The sequence below is a fragment of the Intestinimonas sp. HCP28S3_D6 genome (assembly GCF_052065695.1).
GTDB lineage: Bacteria > Bacillota > Clostridia > Oscillospirales > Oscillospiraceae > Intestinimonas.
The window spans coordinates 32,481-51,281 of record NZ_JBQHTM010000017.1 but is presented as its reverse complement, the minus strand read 5'-3'; the positions used below and the strand labels follow the sequence as shown (position 1 = coordinate 51,281).

Annotated in this window: 24 protein-coding genes and 1 other annotated feature; of the genes, 11 read left to right on the top strand and 13 right to left on the bottom strand. The window is 62.0% G+C overall.

Annotated features, from left to right (window positions below):
• Positions 1–24 precede the first annotated feature (24 nt).
• Genes ispE through ACTNBK_RS07625 form a run of 5 tightly spaced genes read right to left on the bottom strand, consistent with a single transcriptional unit; the run spans position 25 to position 4,547 of the window.
• Positions 25–885: a 4-(cytidine 5'-diphospho)-2-C-methyl-D-erythritol kinase gene (gene ispE, locus ACTNBK_RS07645; RefSeq protein WP_441145036.1), complete on the bottom strand. Its 861-nt coding sequence runs from the start codon at positions 883–885 to the stop codon at positions 25–27.
• Between the two features lie 37 nt (positions 886–922).
• A complete protein-coding gene (locus tag ACTNBK_RS07640) occupies positions 923–2,200 on the bottom strand; it encodes a DUF1015 domain-containing protein (protein WP_441145034.1) in 1,278 nt (425 codons plus the stop codon).
• Between the two features lie 41 nt (positions 2,201–2,241).
• Positions 2,242–2,841 carry a bifunctional phosphoserine phosphatase/homoserine phosphotransferase ThrH gene (gene thrH, locus ACTNBK_RS07635; protein ID WP_441145032.1) on the bottom strand — a complete coding sequence of 200 codons (600 nt, stop codon included), beginning with the start codon at positions 2,839–2,841 and terminating at the stop codon, positions 2,242–2,244.
• Between the two features lie 30 nt (positions 2,842–2,871).
• Entirely contained in the window at positions 2,872–4,062 is a 1,191-nt protein-coding gene (locus ACTNBK_RS07630; protein WP_441145030.1) for an aminotransferase class I/II-fold pyridoxal phosphate-dependent enzyme, read from the bottom strand.
• A complete protein-coding gene (locus tag ACTNBK_RS07625) occupies positions 4,059–4,547 on the bottom strand; it encodes an Lrp/AsnC family transcriptional regulator (RefSeq protein ID WP_130850454.1) in 489 nt (162 codons plus the stop codon). The genes ACTNBK_RS07630 and ACTNBK_RS07625 overlap by 4 nt, the downstream gene beginning before the upstream one ends.
• Before the next feature lie 152 nt (positions 4,548–4,699).
• On the opposite strand from ACTNBK_RS07625, the gene ACTNBK_RS07620 reads away from it, so the two are divergent.
• The 5 genes from ACTNBK_RS07620 (at position 4,700) to asnA (ending at position 7,309) form a co-directional block, all read left to right on the top strand.
• A complete protein-coding gene (locus ACTNBK_RS07620; RefSeq protein WP_227605572.1) occupies positions 4,700–5,011 on the top strand; it encodes a DUF2089 family protein in 312 nt (103 codons plus the stop codon).
• Positions 4,999–5,343: a hypothetical protein gene (locus ACTNBK_RS07615; RefSeq protein ID WP_441145028.1), complete on the top strand. Its 345-nt coding sequence runs from the start codon at positions 4,999–5,001 to the stop codon at positions 5,341–5,343. Before ACTNBK_RS07620 ends, ACTNBK_RS07615 begins: the two co-directional genes overlap by 13 nt.
• Positions 5,344–5,421: 78 nt before the next feature.
• The gene (locus ACTNBK_RS07610) at positions 5,422–5,793 is read left to right on the top strand and encodes a hypothetical protein (RefSeq protein WP_441145027.1); all 372 of its coding nucleotides are present in this window, start codon (positions 5,422–5,424) and stop codon (positions 5,791–5,793) included.
• An 80-nt stretch (positions 5,794–5,873) separates the two neighbouring features.
• Positions 5,874–6,215, top strand: a complete 342-nt coding sequence (locus tag ACTNBK_RS07605) for a hypothetical protein (protein ID WP_441145025.1) — start codon at positions 5,874–5,876, stop codon at positions 6,213–6,215.
• Positions 6,216–6,295: 80 nt separating this feature from the next.
• Positions 6,296–7,309, top strand: a complete 1,014-nt coding sequence (gene asnA / locus ACTNBK_RS07600) for an aspartate--ammonia ligase (RefSeq protein WP_441145023.1) — start codon at positions 6,296–6,298, stop codon at positions 7,307–7,309.
• A gap of 75 nt (positions 7,310–7,384) precedes the next feature.
• Here asnA and ACTNBK_RS07595 read toward each other — a convergent pair whose 3' ends face one another.
• Together ACTNBK_RS07595 and ACTNBK_RS07590 are read right to left on the bottom strand one after the other, a co-directional pair.
• A complete protein-coding gene (locus ACTNBK_RS07595) occupies positions 7,385–7,696 on the bottom strand; it encodes a YbjQ family protein (RefSeq protein ID WP_441145021.1) in 312 nt (103 codons plus the stop codon).
• Positions 7,677–7,901: a hypothetical protein gene (locus ACTNBK_RS07590; RefSeq protein WP_441145019.1), complete on the bottom strand. Its 225-nt coding sequence runs from the start codon at positions 7,899–7,901 to the stop codon at positions 7,677–7,679. The genes ACTNBK_RS07595 and ACTNBK_RS07590 overlap by 20 nt, the downstream gene beginning before the upstream one ends.
• 300 nt (positions 7,902–8,201) lie before the next feature.
• Here ACTNBK_RS07590 and infC point away from each other — a divergent pair, with 300 nt between their 5' ends.
• The 4 genes from infC to ACTNBK_RS07570 all read left to right on the top strand — a co-directional run bounded on the left by infC (position 8,202) and on the right by ACTNBK_RS07570 (position 10,774).
• Entirely contained in the window at positions 8,202–8,732 is a 531-nt protein-coding gene (infC, locus tag ACTNBK_RS07585; protein ID WP_294511717.1) for a translation initiation factor IF-3, read from the top strand.
• A 19-nt stretch (positions 8,733–8,751) separates the two neighbouring features.
• Positions 8,752–8,961: a 50S ribosomal protein L35 gene (gene rpmI, locus ACTNBK_RS07580; RefSeq protein WP_130850464.1), complete on the top strand. Its 210-nt coding sequence runs from the start codon at positions 8,752–8,754 to the stop codon at positions 8,959–8,961.
• A 36-nt stretch (positions 8,962–8,997) separates the two neighbouring features.
• A complete protein-coding gene (rplT, locus tag ACTNBK_RS07575) occupies positions 8,998–9,354 on the top strand; it encodes a 50S ribosomal protein L20 (protein WP_441145017.1) in 357 nt (118 codons plus the stop codon).
• A gap of 136 nt (positions 9,355–9,490) precedes the next feature.
• Positions 9,491–10,774, top strand: a complete 1,284-nt coding sequence (locus ACTNBK_RS07570) for an L-cysteine desulfidase family protein (RefSeq protein ID WP_441145016.1) — start codon at positions 9,491–9,493, stop codon at positions 10,772–10,774.
• Between the two features lie 71 nt (positions 10,775–10,845).
• Here ACTNBK_RS07570 and rnfB read toward each other — a convergent pair whose 3' ends face one another.
• From rnfB to rsxC, 6 genes are read right to left on the bottom strand one after another with little or no spacing between them, the layout of a single operon-like run.
• Complete coding sequence (gene rnfB, locus ACTNBK_RS07565; protein WP_441145015.1) at positions 10,846–11,736, bottom strand: RnfABCDGE type electron transport complex subunit B; 891 nt, start codon at positions 11,734–11,736, stop codon at positions 10,846–10,848.
• A gap of 12 nt (positions 11,737–11,748) precedes the next feature.
• Complete coding sequence (rsxA, locus tag ACTNBK_RS07560; protein ID WP_130850467.1) at positions 11,749–12,360, bottom strand: electron transport complex subunit RsxA; 612 nt, start codon at positions 12,358–12,360, stop codon at positions 11,749–11,751.
• The gene (gene rsxE / locus ACTNBK_RS07555) at positions 12,360–13,007 is read right to left on the bottom strand and encodes an electron transport complex subunit RsxE (RefSeq protein WP_130850468.1); all 648 of its coding nucleotides are present in this window, start codon (positions 13,005–13,007) and stop codon (positions 12,360–12,362) included. The genes rsxA and rsxE overlap by 1 nt, the downstream gene beginning before the upstream one ends.
• Before the next feature lie 12 nt (positions 13,008–13,019).
• Positions 13,020–13,568, bottom strand: coding sequence for an RnfABCDGE type electron transport complex subunit G (locus ACTNBK_RS07550; protein WP_441145012.1), 549 nt, complete (start codon positions 13,566–13,568; stop codon positions 13,020–13,022).
• On the bottom strand, positions 13,565–14,602 hold the full coding sequence (locus ACTNBK_RS07545) for an RnfABCDGE type electron transport complex subunit D (protein WP_441145010.1): 1,038 nt from the start codon (positions 14,600–14,602) through the stop codon (positions 13,565–13,567). Before ACTNBK_RS07545 ends, ACTNBK_RS07550 begins: the two co-directional genes overlap by 4 nt.
• A complete protein-coding gene (gene rsxC, locus ACTNBK_RS07540) occupies positions 14,599–15,942 on the bottom strand; it encodes an electron transport complex subunit RsxC (protein ID WP_441145008.1) in 1,344 nt (447 codons plus the stop codon). The genes ACTNBK_RS07545 and rsxC overlap by 4 nt, the downstream gene beginning before the upstream one ends.
• A 412-nt stretch (positions 15,943–16,354) precedes the next feature.
• Positions 16,355–16,571, top strand: a binding site (T-box leader).
• A 99-nt stretch (positions 16,572–16,670) separates the two neighbouring features.
• On the opposite strand from rsxC, the gene ilvB reads away from it, so the two are divergent.
• Together ilvB and ilvN are read left to right on the top strand one after the other, a co-directional pair.
• Positions 16,671–18,293, top strand: a complete 1,623-nt coding sequence (gene ilvB, locus ACTNBK_RS07535; protein WP_441145006.1) for a biosynthetic-type acetolactate synthase large subunit — start codon at positions 16,671–16,673, stop codon at positions 18,291–18,293.
• A 17-nt stretch (positions 18,294–18,310) separates the two neighbouring features.
• Entirely contained in the window at positions 18,311–18,796 is a 486-nt protein-coding gene (ilvN, locus tag ACTNBK_RS07530; RefSeq protein ID WP_130850473.1) for an acetolactate synthase small subunit, read from the top strand.
• Positions 18,797–18,801: the final 5 nt, after the last annotated feature.

Genomic DNA, 18,801 nt, shown 5'->3' with positions numbered 1-18,801 from the left:
CCTTTTGGCGCGGCGTATTTGATATTATACCGTTTCCGTGAGAAATGCGTCCCGGTAGGTCTGCTTCAACTCCTCCCACGCGCTCCGGGCCTGGTCCAGGTCGTCAAAGAGCCCGAAGACAGTGGGGCCGGTGCCGCTCATGTTGGCGCCTAGAGCGCCGTGCTCCACCAGCACCGACCGGATGCCCCGGACCTCGGCCTGCTGCCGTGGGGGCAGCACGTCCTCAAAGACGTTATACATCCGCCGGGCCACACCCCCCAGGTCCCCCGCCGCCAGGGCGGAGAGGACACCGTCGGTGTCGGGCCGGCACTTGAGCCGCACCCCATCCACCGCCCGGAAGAGCTCCGGGGTAGAGATGGAAAAGGCCGGCTTGCAGATGACCACATGGCACCGGGGCAGGGCGGGCAGCGGGGTGAGGACCTCCCCCCTGCCCTCGGCCAGGGCGGTGCCGCCCAGGACACAGTAGGGCACGTCGGAGCCCACCACCTCCCCGATTCTGGCCAGATCCAGGGGGGCATATTTCGTCCCCAGCATCCCATTCAAGGCCCGCAGCACGGCGGCAGCGTCGGATGAGCCGCCCCCCATACCGGCGCAGACGGGGATGTGCTTTTCGATGGCGATGGCCACGCCCCCCAGGTCCCGGCCCGTCTGGTTCTGAAAAGCCAGGGCGGCGGCGGCGGCCAGATTTTTCTCGTTGTTGGGCAGAAAGCTCAGGTCGGTGCGGACCTTCAGGTCCTCCCCCGTCCCCGTCTCCACCGTGAGAGTGTCGGACAGGTCCACCGACTGCATGACCATCTTCAGGTCGTGGTAGCCGTCGGGCCGTTTGCCCAGCACGTCCAGGGTCAGATTCAGCTTGGCCCGGGCCAGTACCGTCTCCTTGGGCATGTCCGGTCACATCCTTTCTCCGGCCCGCGCCGGGCCGTTATCGGATCTTCCGCCCCTCCAGGTAAAAGCGCTTGTCCTGGGCCTCCCCCATAGAGAAGGTCTTGCGGGGCAGGGCGCCATCGTGGAGGACGGTGGGGAAGAGCTCCTCCTTGCCCATGGCGGGCAGCAGGAAGGCCAGGTTCCCCGGCTGATCGGCCAGGGAACGGGCCACGTCGGCGCCGTGTATGTAGTCGATGCGCCCCTTGTGGATAGAGAGCCACCGGTCCAGGAAGGTCTGAAGGGTGGCCACCGGCAGGGCGGCATCCGGGTGGGGCACGGTGATGGCCCCCGCCCCCTGTTCCCACACGTAGCGCAGCACATGGCCTTCCTCCCCCACGCCCTCATAGGCGCCGGGGTGGGCGTTCTTCAGGTCCTCCAGTAGCTCGGCGGCGTTCACGCCGAAGAGGACCCGGTGGATGGGCTCGAACTCCAGGGTGGGGTCGTGGAGGTTGACCAGCTCCACCAGGGCGTACCGGGCGGGCAGATCCGCCCACTGCTCTGGGAAGAGCCGGGCTTTCTGCCGCTCATAGCAGGCCTTGGCGGTGGCCAGAGAGTGGTTGCCGTCCCCCACGGCGAAGAGGAGGACCTCCCTGGCGCCATACCGGGCGTGGAAGGTATCGGGGTCGGCCAGAGCATGAAGGGCTTGGGCCACCCGGCCGATCTCCTCCTCGTCCAGCAGCCAGCCCCGCAGGTGGCCAGAGTTCTCCATGAGCTCAAAGTCATAGCACTTCTCCAGCCGGTCCTTGGAGGCGGTGAGGGGTTCGATGACGGTGGCCTTTGGGTCATCGGCGAGGAGCATCACGTGGGGCAGCTCCACCGAGGCGTTCTTCCGCACCGCCACCCGGGGCGGGATGCGGCTAAGGATGGTGCCCTCGGTGCAGCGGATGGAGGTGGTGGCTCCCACCTCGTAGTCGTATTCCTCCAAATCCACCATGCCCACCAGGCCCTTGCGGACCTTCCCCGACTCCAGGGTGCGCTCCACATAGATGAGGGCGTTGGGGCAGGTGCGGAAGATCCCCTCCCGGAGGTAGCGGCTCATGGTGTTGGTCACATCCATGATGTCGGTCTCCACGTTGGGGCCGTCCAGAGAGCTCTCCGGCAGGATGAGGTGGAGTGCGGAGGGTTCGCTGCCCACAAACCGCTCCACCCGCTGCCAGTACTCCGGCTGGGAGGTATATTGATCGCAGGCCACCACCGCCCAGCGGGTGAGGTCACAGTTCTGTGGCAGCAGGATGTCAGCCGGCCCGAAGGGCAGGCCTTGGAATCGCTCGTCCATGGCGGATCGCCTCTCTTTTTTGATTTACGAGTCTCCGCCCGTCAAAGGGCGGCCTTGATGGCACGCAGCAGGTCGCCGAACTCCTCATAGGCGGGCAGCTCGGGGTGGTCGGCCTTGATCTGCTCCGTACTCTTGAAGAGGAAGCCGGCCTTACTGGCCTGGATCATCCCCAGGTCGTTGAAGCTATCCCCAGCGGCGATGGTCTCGAAGCCGATGGACTGGAGGGCCTTCACCGTGGTGAGCTTGGACTGCTCGCAGCGCATGCGGAAGCCGGTGATGGTGCCGTCGGGCGCCACCTCCAGGCTGTTGCAGAAGAGGGTGGGCCAGCCCAGCTTCTTCATCAGGGGCTGGGCGAACTGCTCAAAGGTGTCGCTGAGGATGATGACCTGGGTAACGGAGCGCAGCTCGTCCAAAAACTCCTTTGCCCCAGGCAGGGGGTCGATCTTGGCGATGACCGCCTGGATCTCCTTCAGACCCAGGCCGTGCTCCTTCAGGATGTTCAGGCGGAAGTCCATCAGCTTGTTGTAGTCGGGCTCATCCCGGGTGGTGCGCTTGAGCTCCGGGATGCCGCTTGCTTCGGCGAAGGCGATCCAGATCTCCGGGACCAGGACCCCCTCCATGTCCAGACAGACGATGTTCATAAGACGCCTCCTCTTCATGTAACGGGCAGGTCAGCCCTGCTCTCGGGCCTGCTTCTTTTTCAGGTTGGTGAGGAAATTGTCCATACGGGTGAGAGCTTCGGCGATGTCCTTCATGCTGGTGGCGTAGCAGCAGCGGACGAAGCCTTCGCCACCGGGGCCGAAGGCGTTGCCGGCGATGACGGCCACCTTCTCCTCCATGAGGAACCGCTCGCAAAACTCCTCGGAGGAGAGGCCGGTGCCCCGGATGTCGGGGAAAACATAGAAGGCGCCCTTGGGCTCGAAGCAGGGCAGGCCGATGCGGCGCAGGCCCTCCACCAGGTACCGGCGGCGTCCGTCATACTCGTCCCGCATCTTCTCGATATCGGCGTCGCCGTTGCGCATGGCCTCGATGGCGGCGTACTGGCTGGTGGTGGGGGCGGACATGATGCCGAACTGGTGGAGCTTGAGCATCTGCTGGATGAGGGGAGCGGGCCCGCACAGGTAGCCCATGCGCCAGCCGGTCATGGCGTGGCTCTTGGAGAAGCCGTTGACCACGATGGTCCGCTCGTACATGTCGGGGATGTTGGCCAGGGACACGTGGTGCTGGCCGTAGGTGAGCTCGGCGTAGATCTCGTCGGAGATCACCATGATGTCGGTGCCCCGCAGGACCTCGGCGATGGCCTCCAGGTCCTCCCGGCCCATGACACCGCCGGTGGGGTTGTTGGGGAAGGGCAGCACCAGCACTTTGGTCTTGGGGGTGATGGCCGCCCGGAGCTCCTCGGGGGTGAGGCGGAACTCATTCTCCGCCTTGGTCTCCACATACACCGGCACGCCGCCGGCCATGTTGGCCAGGGGGCCGTAGCAGACGAAGGAGGGCACAGGCACGATGACCTCGTCCCCGGGGTTCACCATGCACCGGAGGGCCAGGTCGATGGCCTCGCTGCCGCCCACGGTGACGATGATCTGATTGGCAAAGTCGTACTTGAGCTGGAAGCGGCGCTCCAGGTAGGAGGCGATCTCCCGGCGCAGCCCGGCCATGCCGGCGTTGGAGGTGTACTTGGTAAAGCCCTTCTCCAGGGAGTAGATACCCGCGTCCCGGATGTGCCAGGGGGTGACGAAGTCGGGCTCACCGATGCCGAGAGAGATGGCGTCCTTCATCTCCTCCAGGATATCAAAGAACTTCCGGATGCCGGAGGGCTGCACGTTCTTGATCCGGTCGGACAGGATGGCATCGTAATTCATGTGAAGATCAGCTCCCTCTCCTGCTCTTCACGCTTTTCGAAGATCAGGTGTTTTTCCTTGTACTTCTTGAGGATGAAATGGGTGGCGGTACCGGTGACATCCTCCAGGGTGGCCAGGCGCTGTCCCACGAACTCGGCCACCTCCCGCAGGGTGCGGCCGGAGATGATGACGGTGAGGTCGAAGGCGCCCGACATCAGGTAGACGCTCTCCACCTCGTCGTACTGGTAAATCCGCTCGGCCACCCGGTCGAAGCCCTCCCCCCGCTGGGGGGTCACCTTGACCTCGATGAGGGCGGTGACGCTCTCCCGATCGGTGCGGTCCCAGTCCACGATGGCCTTGTAGCCCAGGACGATCTTCTTCTCCTCGTACTCCTTGATGGCGGCGTTGACTTCTTCCACGGTCATATCGGCCATGGAGGCCAGCTGCTCCCGGGTCAAGGTGCAGTCGTTCTCCAGAAGGCGCAGCAGTTTTGTATCCACGCTCATTCCTCCTCTGAGATTCTTTTTGGATAATTAAATGTATTATAGCACGCTTCAAAACCAAAGGGCAACCCTGGTTTTCTTTCCACTCTTGACTTTCATAAAATTAAAGTTTATAATCAATATTATTAAAAATAAAATTTTAAAAGGAGTGAATGATATTGATCTCCGTGGTGCCTGAGTGGATGGCAGAGCTGGAGGAGGAGGACATGGCCTTCATCCGGCGGTTCCTCCTGGCCTCCGGCTCCCTCAAGGAGGTGGCCGGAGAGTACGGGGTGAGCTACCCCACCGTCCGGCTGCGGCTGGACCGGCTCATCCAGAAGATCCGTCTGGCCGACGACCGGGCCGCCGACCCCTACGTGGCCCTCATCAAGCGTTTGGCCGTCAACGAGAAGATCGACTTTGACGCCGCCAAGCTCCTCATCAGCGAATATCGGAAGGCAAAGGAGGATTCCTCATGCAATACATGACCTCGCTTACCATATTTTTTATGCTTTTCTTTTACTACGCCGTCCCCACCGCCCTGCTGGCCATTCTGGAGTACTTTCTGGCCAAGCTGGAGAGCCCCTGGCCCGGACGGGTACTGCCCATCCTGTCGGTGGTCCATGCCCTGGGCTGGGCGCTGATGTGGCTGATCAACCTGTCCTCCTCCGCCGCAACGGGCCTTCTGCTCCTGGTGCCCCTGGTCCCGCTGGTGGTGTTCAACATCCCCACCCTCATCTTCCTGCTGATTTACAAGAACACCCGCAAAAAGTTTACCGAGCTCCGGGCCATGGACCGAAAGGACATCCAGGACCTGTAGGCCTCCCCCCTTTTCGCCTTGCAATTCTGCTGCCGAGTACCTCATCCGCGCCTAGAAAAAGACAAAGGAGAATGCTCTATGGTCCCAATGAGTACGATGAACGCCGCAAACATGCTGAACACCCTGCTCACGTTCCTTCCCATACTCTGTCTCTCCTATGCCATCCCAACCGCCTTTCTGTGCGTTTTGGAGTACTTCCTGGCACGGATGGAAAGCCCCTGGCCAGGGCGGGTACTGCCCATCCTGTCGGTGGTCCATGCCCTGGGCTGGACGCTGGTCCTGCTGTTCAACATGAGCACCATGCTCCACCCCTCCCTCTATTTTCTCCCCTTGGCCGTGCTGGTGATCTTCAACATCCCCACCGCCCTCTTTCTTCTGATTAACAAGATCACCCGAAAAAGATTCACCGAGCGCCGGGCCATGGACCGAAAGGATCTCCAGGACCTGTGAGCCTCCGCATTTTTCCCGCGCCTTCTCCGCCCCACGCCCTATCCTTCCATCCATAATAAAACAACAAAGGAGACTCCCCCATGAGCACTGTACGCATTTTTATGCTCGTCCCCATCCTCTGCCTCTATCTGGCCCTCCCCACCGCTCTGCTGGCCATCCTGGAATACTTTCTGGCCAGGCTGGAGAGCCCCTGGCCCGGACGGGTGCTGCCCATTCTGTCGGTGGTCAACTCCCTGGGCTGGACGTTGGTCCTGCTGCTCAACATGAGCACCATGCTCCACCCCTCCCTCTACTTCCTCCCCCTAGCCGTGCTGGTGATTTTCAACATGCCCACCCTCATTTTCCTGCTGGTCTATAAGACCACCCGTCGGAGGTTCACCGAGCGCCGGACCATGGACCGGAAGGACATTGAGGACCTGTAAACCTCGCCTTTTGCCTTGCAATTCCGGCGCCGCCATATTATAATGGCTTCACTACTTTACCGTAAAGGAGCCACCATCCTATGGACCAGTCCTACATCCCCGAGGGCTACGCCCCCCGGCTCAACCTCTATGATACCCAGAAAGCCATCGGCCTTCTGAAGCGCCTCTTCGAGGACACCCTGGGCGGCGCTCTCAACCTGCGCCGGGTCTCCGCCCCCCTCTTCGTGGAGGCCAGCACCGGCCTCAACGACGACCTCAATGGCGTGGAGCGCCCTGTCACCTTCGACATCCCCGCCGCCGGCCGGGATGCCCAGGTGGTCCACTCCCTGGCCAAGTGGAAGCGCATGGCCCTCCACCGCTACCAGTTCTCCGTGGGCGAGGGGCTCTACACCGACATGAACGCCATCCGCCGGGACGAGCAGCCCGACAACCTCCACTCCATCTACGTGGACCAGTGGGACTGGGAGAAGGTCATCGCCCCCCGGGACCGCAACGTGGACTACCTCAAGCACACCGTGACCACCATCGTGGAGGCGGTCTGCCAGACCCAGACCACCATCCGCTCCATGTTCCCCCAGCTCATGTCCCTCCCCGAGGTGAGCCGGGACGTGAGCTTCGTCACCACCCAGGAACTGGAGGACCGCTGGCCTGAGTTCTCCCCCAAGGAGCGGGAAAACGCCTGGGTGAAGGACCACCCCACCACCTTCCTCATGCAGATCGGCGGCGCCCTCAAGTCCGGCAAGCCCCACGACGGCCGGGCTCCCGACTACGACGACTGGACCCTCAACGGCGACATTTTGGTGTGGAATGCCGTCCTGGGCAAGGCCCTGGAGCTCTCCTCCATGGGCATCCGGGTGGACCCCGCCGCCATGGACCGCCAGCTCACCATCGCCGGCTGTGACGACCGCCGGAACCTCCCCTTCCACAAGGCTCTGCTGGCCGGGGAGCTCCCCCTCACCATCGGCGGCGGCATCGGCCAGTCCCGGCTGTGCGTCCAGCTGCTGGGCAAGGCCCACATCGGCGAGGTCCAAGCCAGCGTGTGGGACGACGAGACCCTCCGGGTCTGCCAGGAGGCCGGCGTCATTCTGCTGTAAGTTTCCGGTTCATACACAAAAACGGCCCCGGCGTCCATCGGACACCGGGGCCGTTTTCCTGTTTCCTGTTCTGTCTTACTTGAATTTCACAGCGGTGCCATAGGCGATGACCTCCGCCGCCCCCTGCATCACGGCCGCCGAGGCATAGCGCACGCACACCACAGCGTCGGCGCCCAGCTGCTGAGCGTCCTCCACCATGCGCTTGGTGGCCAGAGCCCGGGCCTCGTTCATCATCTCGGTGTAGGCCTTCAGCTCGCCGCCCACCAAGGTCTTGAAGCTCTGGGTGATATCCTTGCCGATGTTTTTGGACTGGATGGTGCTGCCCCGGACCAGGCCCAGGGTCTCCAGCTCCCTGCCGGAAATGGTCTCAGTAGTTGTCAAGATCATCTTCGTCACCGCTCCTTATTTCTTTGATCCGTTGGGCCAATACGTACAGTGATACGCCAATGAGCGCCAGGGGAACCACCGCGCCCAGCAGTTTTGCCCACAGGGACAGGCCGGGCGCAGTCCAGGACAGGACCAGCCAGCTGCCAAACCACAGGCACAACAGCACCGTTACCACGATGGGCGCCACAAGCTTACCTTTTTTCACACCGGTCCCCTCCTTTTCTATGCTCGCCCCCATTATGCCCGATGAGTTCTAGAATGTCAATGTCAGGAGATGGATGAGAGCGCAAAAAAGGGCTTGACAAGTCGGTTAGATGCTGATAGAATACTACCGCAAAACAAAGCAGGAGCGGTACCCCCGTCCTCACCTCCAGCCACCGGCGAAGAGGTCAACATGGAAAAAATTCCGCCGCCTTCGCGGCGTGGTTTTGACTTGTCGATTGCGGGTACCCTTCTAGGGTGTCCGCGTTTTATTTTGATTAGGAGGTGCTTTCGTATCAGCAACATGAGTCATCAGATCAACGACGAGATCCGGGACCGTGAGGTCCGCCTGATCTCCGATACCGGAGAGCAGCTGGGCATCATGTCGGCCCGTGAGGCCCTGGCCAAGGCCGAGGAGGCCAACCTGGACCTGGTGAAGATCTCTCCTACCGCCAATCCTCCCGTGTGCAAGCTTATGGACTACGGCAAGTTCAAGTTCGAGCAGGCCAAGCGGGAGAAGGAGGCCAGGAAGAACCAGCGCGTCGTGGAGATCAAAGAGGTGCGCATGTCTCCCGGCATCGACGTCAACGACTTCAACGTCAAGCTCCGCAATGCTCAGAAGTTCCTGTCCGAGGGCAACCGGGTGAAGGCCACCGTCCGCTTCCGCGGCCGTGAGATGGCCCACACCGACATCGGCAAAAAGCTGCTTCTGAAGTTTGCGGAGGACTGCAGCGAGGTCGCCGTCATGGACAAGGAGCCCAAGCTGGAAGGCCGCCACATGAACATGTTCCTGTCTCCGAAGGTCTCCAAGGACGCCAAGGAAGCCACAAAGTAAAAAAAAGGAGTCAACTGATATGGCTAAGATCAAGCTGAAAACCCACAGCGGCGCGAAGAAGAGATTCAGCCTCACCAAGACCGGCAAGGTCAAGCGCGCCCACGCCTTCAAGTCCCACCTCCTCAACGGCCACGGCAAGGATACCAAGCGCAAGAGAGGCCTCCGCGCCGGCGCTTATGCGGACAAGACCAACGAGCCCGCCATCAAGCGCATGATCCCCTATAAATAAGAACTTTTTTACCATAACATAGGAGGCTAATCGACAATGGCTAGAGTCAAAGGCGCAATGATGACGCGCAAGAGAAGAAATAAGATCCTGAAGCTGGCGAAGGGTTACTGGGGCGCTAAGAGCAAGCACTTCAAGATGGCCAACGAGCAGGTCATGAAGTCCCTGAAGTACGCCTACATCGGCCGCCGACTGAAGAAGCGTGACATCCGCTCTCTGTGGATCACCCGCATCTCCGCCGCCTGCAAGATGAACGGCATGAACTACTCCACCTTCATGAACGGCCTGAAGAAGGCCGGCGTGGCCATCAACCGCAAGATGCTGGCTGAGATGGCTGTCAACGACAAGGCCGCCTTCACCCAGCTCACCGAGCTGGCCAAGGCCAAGCTGGCCTGAGTCCTTTGAGGCATGAAATTCCCCAGTCCAACGGGCTGGGGGATTTTTTTGCCCATTTTTCCCTCTCTCTTGCCAGATTCCAACAAAAGGATTAAAATAGTTTTTATTGAAGACATTGAGTGGGAGGAACCTTTCCGTGAATCAGAACGATCCCCGTTATGCGGCCTATCTCCGCATCCTGGCCGAGGAGCTGGTGCCCGCCATGGGCTGCACCGAGCCCATCTCCATCTCCTTCTGCGCCGCCAAGGCCCGGGAGCTGCTGGGCGCACTCCCCGAGGCCATCACCGTGGCCGCCAGCGGCAATATCATCAAGAACGTCAAGAGTGTGGTGGTGCCCAACACCGGGGGCCGGAAGGGCATTGAGACCGCAGCCGCCGTGGGCGTGGTGGCCGGTGACCCCAACCGTGAGCTGGAGGTCATCGCCTCTGTCACTCCCGAGCAGCGGGAGGCCTTGGGCCGCTACCTGGAGACCACCTCCATCCAGGTCCTCCCCGCCGACACTGACCTGGTACTGGACGTCACCGTCACCGTCCGCTCCGGCGGCCACAGTGCCAGTGTCCGGGTGGCCAATCAGCACACCAACATCGTGTCCATGGTGAAGGACGGCGAGACTCTTTTTGAGGCTCCCGCCGTGGGCTGCGGCACCGCCACCGCCGCCTCCCCTGACCGGGCCCTCATGGACTTCGATGACATCTTTGACTTCGCCGACACGGTGGACATCGAGGATGTAAAGCCCCTGCTGGACCGCCAGATCGCCTATAACACCGCTATTTCCCGGGAAGGGCTCCAGGGGGACTGGGGCGCCAACATCGGCTCCACCCTGCTGAAGATCTACGGCGACGACGTGAAGGTCCGGGCCCGTGCTGCCGCCGCCGCCGGCTCCGACGCCCGCATGAGCGGCTGTGAACTGCCCGTGGTCATCAACTCCGGCAGCGGTAACCAGGGCATGACGGTCTCCCTGCCCGTCATTGAGTACGCCAAGGAGCTGAACAGCCCCCCGGAGCGCCTCTACCGTGCCCTCACCCTGTCCAACCTCACCGCCATCTACCAAAAGGAAGGCATCGGCCGCCTGTCGGCCTACTGCGGCGCCGTCAGTGCCGGGGCCAGCGCCGGGGCGGGCATTGCCTACCTGCTGGGCGGCGGCCGGACGGAGGCCGCCCATACCATCGTCAACGCCCTGGCCATCACCTCCGGCATCATCTGCGACGGCGCCAAGGCCTCCTGCGCCGGCAAGATCGCCGCCGCCGTGGACGCCGGCATCCTGGGCTACTACATGTTCCTCAACGGCCAGGAGTTCCATGGCGGAGACGGTATCATCTCCAAGGGCATCGAGTCCACCCTCCGCAACGTAACCCGCCTGGGCAAGGAGGGCATGAAGGAGACCGATGAGGAGATCATCCGCATTATGACCGGCTGCTGAACTTTATAGACAGAAAAAGGCCTCCCGCCGATGGCGGGAGGTCTTTTTTACGTTGGATGGAAATAGGAGCCTTACTCCTTGGTCTCCGCCTTGGGAGCCTCGGCGGCGGCCTTGGGGGCGGCCGGAGCGGCAGCCTTGGGAGCCGCAGGCTTGACCTCGGGCACCTTGCCGTCCACAGTGATCAGCTTGCGGGGGCACTTCTGGGCGCAGATACCGCAGCCGACGCACTTGTCGTAATCGATGACGGCCAGGTTGTTGACCATAGTGATGGCTTCCTTGGGGCAGGACTTGGCGCACAGAGAGCAGCCAATGCAGCCGTTAGAGCAGACCTTGGTGACGGCAGGACCCTTGTCCTTGGAGGAGCAGGGGATGGTGACGTGCTTCTTGGTCTTGTAGGGCTCCAGGGCAATGATGTGGCGGGGGCAGATGTCCACGCACTGGTTGCAGGCCTTACACTTATCCTCGTCCACCTTGGCCACGCCGTTGACGACATGGATGGCGTCGAAGGGACACACCTTCTCACAGGAGCCCATGCCCAGGCAGCCGTAGTCACAGCTCAGGGGGCCACCGCCGGGGAGGCGGGCAGCCGCCACGCAGTCGTGGACACCGATGTACTCGTACTTCTGGTGGTCCACACCGCAGCCGGTGCAGTGGACGGTGGCCACCATCTTGACGCTGTCACCGGCGGCCACGCCCATGATCTCACCGATCTGGGCAGCCACGGCGGCGCCGCCAGCGGCGCACTTGTTGACGGGCGCCTCGCCCTTCACCACGGCGGCAGCGTAGCCGCCGCAGCCAGCGTAGCCGCAGCCGCCGCAGTTGGCGCCGGGCAGGCAGCCGATGATGGCCTCCTCACGGGGGTCCACCTCAACGGCAAACACCCGGGAAGCGAAGGCCAGCACGGCGCCGAAGATCAGACCCAGTCCACCCAGGACCAGGAACGCAAATAAAACCAGATTCATTTCAGCCCCTCCTTAAAACACGCTCAGGCCGCTGAAGCCCATGAAGGCCAGAGCGATGAGGCCGGCGGTGACCAGAGCGATGGGGAAGCCCTCAAAAGCCTTGGGGCAGTCCATGGTGGCGTCCAGGCGCTCACGGACACTGGCGAAGAGGAAGATGGCCAGCAGGAAGCCCAGGCCGCCGGTGATGCCGTAGACAACGCTCTCGATGAAGTTGTAGTTGTTCTGCACGTTCAGCAGCACCACGCCCAGCACGGCGCAGTTGGTGGTGATGAGGGGCAGATAGATACCGAGAGCCTGATACAGGGAGGGGACGTTCTTCTTCAGGAACATCTCCACGAACTGCACCAGAGAGGCGATGACCAGGATGAAGGCGATGGTCTGCATGAAGGCCAGGTTGGGGCCGTCGCCGAAGATGGCGGGGTTCACCAGCAGGTACTCGTTGATGATCCAGCACACGGCGGAGGCCAGACCCATGACGAAGGTCACGGCCAGGCCCATGCCCAGAGCGGTGTCCACCTTTTTGGAAACGCCCATGAAGGGGCAGATGCCCAGGAACTGGGAGAAGATAAAGTTATTGACCAGGATAGCGCCCAGGGCGATGGAAAAGAGTTGTGTCACGTCCATTACTGAGCCACCTCCTCAGTTTTTTTCTTCTCGGAGCGAGCCAGGGCCCACTGCATGAAGGCGATAAGGCAGGCCAGCACCAGGAAGCCGCCCACGGGGAGGGAGATGCCCAGAGCGCCCACGCCCTCGGGCAGGATACGGATGCCGTTGCTGTCGTTGATGAAGCTCAGGCCACCCAGGATGGTGCCGTTGCCCAGCAGCTCACGGACCAGGCACATGACCACCAGCACCCAGGTGTAGCCGATGCCCTGGAAGATGCCGTCCACAGCGGAGGCGGCCACACCGTTCTTGTAGCAGAAGCCCTCGGCACGGCCCAGGATAATGCAGTTCACCACGATCAGTGGGATAAACACGCCCAAGCTATCCGACAATGCCGGTACGAAGGCTTTGAGCAGCAGATCCACGATGGTCACGAAGGTGGCGATGACCACGATGAAGCAGGCGATACGGATGGAGTTGGGGATAACCTTCCGCAGGGCGGAAATAACGATGTTGGAACAGGTCAGGATGATGAGCACGGACAGGCCCATGCCCACGCCGTTGAAGAACACAGTGGTGATGGCCATGGTGGAGCACATGCCCAGCAGCTGCACCAGCACGGGGTTCTGGGTGACCAGACCTTCCTTGAATTGTTTCTTAATGTCCATGGTCTAACCTCCTTAACCCAGAGTGCCCACGGCGGTGATGGCAGCATTGACGCCGCTGCAGACCGCGCGGGAGGTGATGGTGGCGCCGGTGAGAGCGGCGATCTCGCCGCCGTCCTTGGTGACGGCCACATTGGACTTGCCCACGAACTGGCTCCGGAAGTCCTCCTTGGTGGCGTTGGCGCCCAGACCAGAGGTCTCGGAGTGGCTGATGATGGACACGCCGGAGCAGGTGCCGTCGGTGTTCACGCCCACCATGATGTCCAGTACGCCGCCGAAGCCGGAGGGCGCGACCTGGACCACATAGCCGGCGTCGCCGGCCTGGTAGACCTTTGTAACGAGAGGATCACCGCCGGTGTATGCCACCTCGGTATAGCTGTCAGCGGGAAGCACAGCCTCCATGGCGGCCTGGGTCTTGGCCTGAGTGGCCACCTCGATGGGACCCATGGTGATGTTGTTCACCAGGCCCAGCAGCACGGCGCAGATGGCGCTGATGGCGAACAGGGTGACGATCAGCTGGACCGGACCCGCCTCTTTTTTCTTCATAACAACGGAATCGCTCATTTGGCGGCGCCCTCCTTTGCAGCTTTCTTGGCAGCCTTAGCCTTCTCCTTCATCTCTTTGGTGAAGCCGAAGCGGGCGGGCTTGGTCGCCTGATCGATGAACCACACGCACACGTTCATGATGAGGATGGCGTAGCTGACGCCCTCGGGATAGCCGCCGAAGTAGCGGATAAACACGGTGAGCAGGCCACAGCCGATGCCGAAGACGATCTCACCCTTGGGGCTGGTGGGGCTGGTCACATAGTCGGTGGCCATGAAGAAGGCACCCAGGAACAGGCCGCCGCCCAGCAGCTCATAGAGCATCCAGGTGACGCGGTCGTTGCCGCCCTGGGGGAAGATGAAGGTGAGCACCGCCACGGTGGCAATGAAGGCCACGGGGATGTTGGGACGGATGACGCCCCGGGCGATGAGGTAGATACCGCCGGCCAGAAGCATCACAGCGGAGACCTCGCCGATGCAGCCGCCCACATTGCCCACGAACATGTCCATGATGCTGGCCTCAGGCAGAACACCGGAGTGCATGAAATCCACGGACAGGGGGGTGGCGCCAGTGACGGCGTCGGCAGCGGAGATGAGGCCGGACCACTTGCCAGGCACAGCCCAGGTGGTCATGGCCACCGGGTAGCTGAGCATCAGGAAGGCACGGCCGCCCAGGGCGGGGTTGATGAAGTTCTTGCCCAGGCCGCCGAAGAGCTGCTTGACCACCACGATGGCGAAAAAGTCGCCGATGATCAGCATCCAGTAGGGCAGGGTCACGGGGCAGACAAAGGCCAGCAGCACACCGGTGACGGCGGCAGACAGGTCGCCGCTGGTCTGGGTCTTGTGGAGGAGCTTGCGGTAACCGATCTCGAAGATCTCACAGGCCACCACAGAGATGATGGTGGCGATGAGGGCCCGGGGGCCGAAGAAGTACACAGCCGCGCACAGAGCGGGCACCAGGGCGATCAGCACATCCAGCATCAGGGAGCGGGTGCCGATGGGAGAGGAGACGTGGGGGGAGGAAGCTACCCCCAGCAGCTTATTCTCGTTGCTCATGCTTTGGCCGCCTCCTTCGCTTTCGCTTTCTGCTGGAGACCGCGGATCTCAAACTTGGCCATCCGGAAGGTCTGGACCAGGTGGATCCGGGCGGGGCAGATGTAGTTGCAGGAACCGCACTCCATGCAGTCCATCACGTTGTACTCCTGGACCTTGTCCCAGTCGCGCTTCATGCTGTACATACGCATGTAGAGGGGCATGAGGTGCATGGGGCAGGCGTTGACACACTTGCCGCAGCGGATGCAGGTCTGCTCGGTGTCCTGCACGGCAGCCTCGGCGTCGGTGAGGGCCAGGATACAGTTGGTGCCCTTCATCATGGGGGCGGTGAGATCGTACTGGGGGTTGCCCATCATGGGGCCGCCCATCAGGAGGCGCTGGGGCTGGGTCTGGAACCCGCCGGCCATCTTGATGAGGTGCTCGATGGGGGTGCCGATGGGGGCGTTGACGTTCATGGGCCGGGCCATGGCGCCGCCGGTCAGGGTGACGTTGCGGTGGGTGAGGGGCTTGCCCTCGGTGACCGCGTCGTAAATAGCGGAGGCGGTGGCCACGTTAAACACGGTGCAGCCCACGTCGGCGGGCAGGCCTCCGGGGGGCACCTCACGGCCGGTGATCCGCTGGATGAGCTGCTTCTCAGCGCCCTGGGGGTAGCGGGTCTTCAGGGTCTCGATATGGATGCCGCTGTCGGCGGGGAGCAGGCTCTTCAGGTGCTCCACGGCGTCGAGCTTGTTGCCCTCGATGCCGATGGTGGCCTCCTTCAGGCCAAGGGCCTTCATGATAAAGCCCACGCCGCCCAGAACGGCCTCGCCGCGCTCCAGCATGAGCCGGTGGTCGGCGGTGATGTAGGGCTCACACTCAGCGCCATTGATGAGGATGGCGTCGACTTTGCCCACCGCGCCGGAGAGCTTGACGTGGGTGGGGAAGCCCGCGCCGCCCATACCGGTGATACCGGCTTCCTTGACGATGTCGATGATCTCCTGGGGAGTGAGGACATCCACATTGTCACGGTGCTTGATGGTCTCACAGGGAGTGTCCTGGAAATCGTTCTCGATGACCACGGACATCATTTTGCCTCCGCCGGGATGGGGCCGGGCCTCCACGGCCACGACCTTGCCGGAGACGCTGGCGTGAATGGGAGCGCCCAGACCGGCGATCTCGCCGATCTTCTGGCCAACCTTCACCTCATCCCCCACAGCCACGATGGGCTTGCAGGGAGCGCCCACATGCATGGACATGGGGATCACCACCTGAGCCGGAGCTTCCTCCAGCGGGACAACAGGCTTGCGCTCCGTTGCCTCCTTGTGCTCGGCGGGGTGGACGCCGCCATAAAACTTATGACTCATAGCATCACCTCTGTCATTACTTCAAACCTCTGCTTCCGAATTTAGGCCGCTGAACAAGTGGCTGTCAGAATGCTCAGTCATTTGTTCAGCGGTCCTTCCCGATGGGCAGTCCGTTCTCACCGGCCTGCCTTCTCCCCAATGATCCGACCCCCTGCATAGGGCATGCTCGAATCTTTATTATAATAGTACTACCAATCAAAAATGTCCAGCATTTCCAGCGAAAAAAGCGCCGAAATTAGGGAAAATAAATTTGCCTTTTCCCTCCGTCCGCCTGCGGTTTAAGGCAAGCGCCTGCAATTCTCCGCTTCACTTGTTCGGAATGCGAATTTTTTTGTTTTTTCTAAAAATCCACCGTTGACAAATGGACCTAGCAGTTGTATCATGATGACTAATGTCACATTTTTATATTGCGAAAACAGCAATGACCGGGTAAGTAAATCGGTCTCGCAAGCCCAGAGAGGGAGCGGCAGGTGTGAGCTCCCGTGAGGGGCCGGGAGAAAGTCGCTCGTGAGCTGCGCCCTTGAACTTCCAGTAGGGGGCGACGGTTCCCCCCGTTACCGGGGATGAAAGCGCGCGGGCGTTTGCCTGCGAATTTAGGTGGTACCACGGAGTAAGACTTCGTCCTAGAGAGGACGAAGTCTTTTTGCATATTTGTCCCTTTTCTAGCACAACCCCGCTTCCGGTCACCGGGAGCTTTTCCTATTTTGAAACTCGAGGAGGAATGCTGCATGATCAACGGAGCCCAGGCCCTGATGGAGAGCCTTAAGCGCGAGGGGGTGGAGCGGGTATTCGGCTATGCCGGCGCCACTATCTGCCCCGCTGTGGATGCCCTGGCCGCCACCGACATCGCCTACACCCTGGTCCGCACGGAACAGAACGCCGGTCACATGGCCTCCGGTTACGCCCGCATGATTGGCAAGCCCGGTGTGTGCATGGTGACCTCCGGTCCCGGCGCCACCAACCTCATCACCGGCATCGCCACCGCCTACATGGACTCCATCCCCATGGTGGCCATCACCGGCCAGGTCCAGAGCTACCTGCTGGGCCGGGACATCTTTCAGGAGGTGGACATCACCGGCGCCTGTGCCCCCTTCATCAAGCACAGCTACCTAGTGAAGGACGCCAACGATATTCCCCGCGTCGTCAAGGAGGCCTTCCACATCGCCTCCACCGGTCGGCAGGGCCCCGTGCTCATCGACATCCCCATCGACATCCAGCAGCAGATGATCGACCCCGTCTACCCCGACAGCGTGGACATCCGGGGCTACAAGCCCAGCGTCAAGGGCAACGACAACCAGATCAAGCGGGTGGCCGCCTCCATCTCCGCCGCCCAGAAACCCCTGCTGTGCGTGGGCGGCGGTCTCTTCAGCGCCAAGGCCCAGGAAGAGCTGATCACCCTGTGCGAGAGCGCCCGCATCCCGGTAGTCACCACCATGATGGGCCTGGGGCTGCTGCCCAGGAACCACCCCCTGAACCTGGGCATGATCGGTGCCTTCGGTACCCCCACCGCCAACCGGGCCCTCAACACCACCGACCTGCTCATCATTGCCGGCGCCCGGGCCGCCGACCGGGCGGTGACCTCCCCCAAGGAGATTGCCAGCCGTACCAAGACCGTCCACCTGGATGTGGACCCCGCCGAGATCGGCAAGAACTTCTCCACCACGGTGCCCGTGGTGGGCGACGTGAAGGTCATCCTGGAACAGCTCATCTCCCACCACCCCAAGGCCCAGAGCGAGGCCTGGATTGCCGACCTCCAGGCCCGGCGGCAGGCCGAGCCTCATCCCGCTGCCGCTCCCGGCACCGGCAGCGTCACCCCCTCCTACCTCATGCGCACTCTGGGTGAGCAGCTGGAGGACGACGCCTGCGTCTGCGTGGATGTGGGCCAGAACCAGATCTGGGCGGCCAAACACCTGCCCATGAAGCACGGCCGCTTCCTCACTACTGGCGGCCTGGGCACCATGGGCTACTCCCTCCCCGCCTCTCTCGGCGTCAAGACCGCCGTCCCCGACCGGCAGACCGTGGTGGTCTGTGGCGACGGCAGCTTCCAGATGTTTGAAAACGAGCTGGCCACCCTGAAGGCCATGGGGACCGACGTGAAGATCGTCATGGTCCACAATGGGGTGCTGGGCCTGGTCCACCAGATCCAGTATTCCAGCTACAGCGGCCCCTTCGGCGTGGATCTCACCGGCTCCCCCGACTTTGAAAAGCTGGCCGAAGCCTACGGCATCCCCAGTAAGCGCATCTCCGACGACGGTCAGGTTGACAGCGCCATCCGCGATATGCTCACCGCGTCCGGACCCTATCTACTTATCTGCGACGTGGACCCCATGACCACCACATCCATGACTTAAGAAAGGAGGAAGGCCATATGACCCAGACCATTTCCGTACTGGTGGAAAACCGGGCCGGCGTGCTCAACCGCATCACCGGTCTCTTCGCCCGCCGGGCCTTCAACATCGAGAGCCTGGCCGTGGGCGTCACCGACGACAAGAACATCTCCCGCATCACCATCATTGTGGACTCCGGCAACAATGTGGTGGAGCAGGTGGAAAAGCAGCTCAACAAGCTGGTAGACGTCATCAAAGTCCGCACCCTGGACGAGAAGAAGCTCATCGGCCGAGAGCTCATCATCGTGAAGGTGTCCACCTCCACCAAGACCCGCCAGGATGTGGCGAACCTCTGCCAAATCATGGGCGCCAAGATCGCCGACATCAGCAGCACCAGTATGACCCTAGAACTTTCCGACACCCCCGACCGGGTGGACCTCTTCGAGAGCCTCCTGCGGCCCTTCTCCATCCTGGAGGTGGCCCGGACTGGTGTCATCGCCGTCCAGAAGGGCAGCGGAAAAATCTAAGCCGG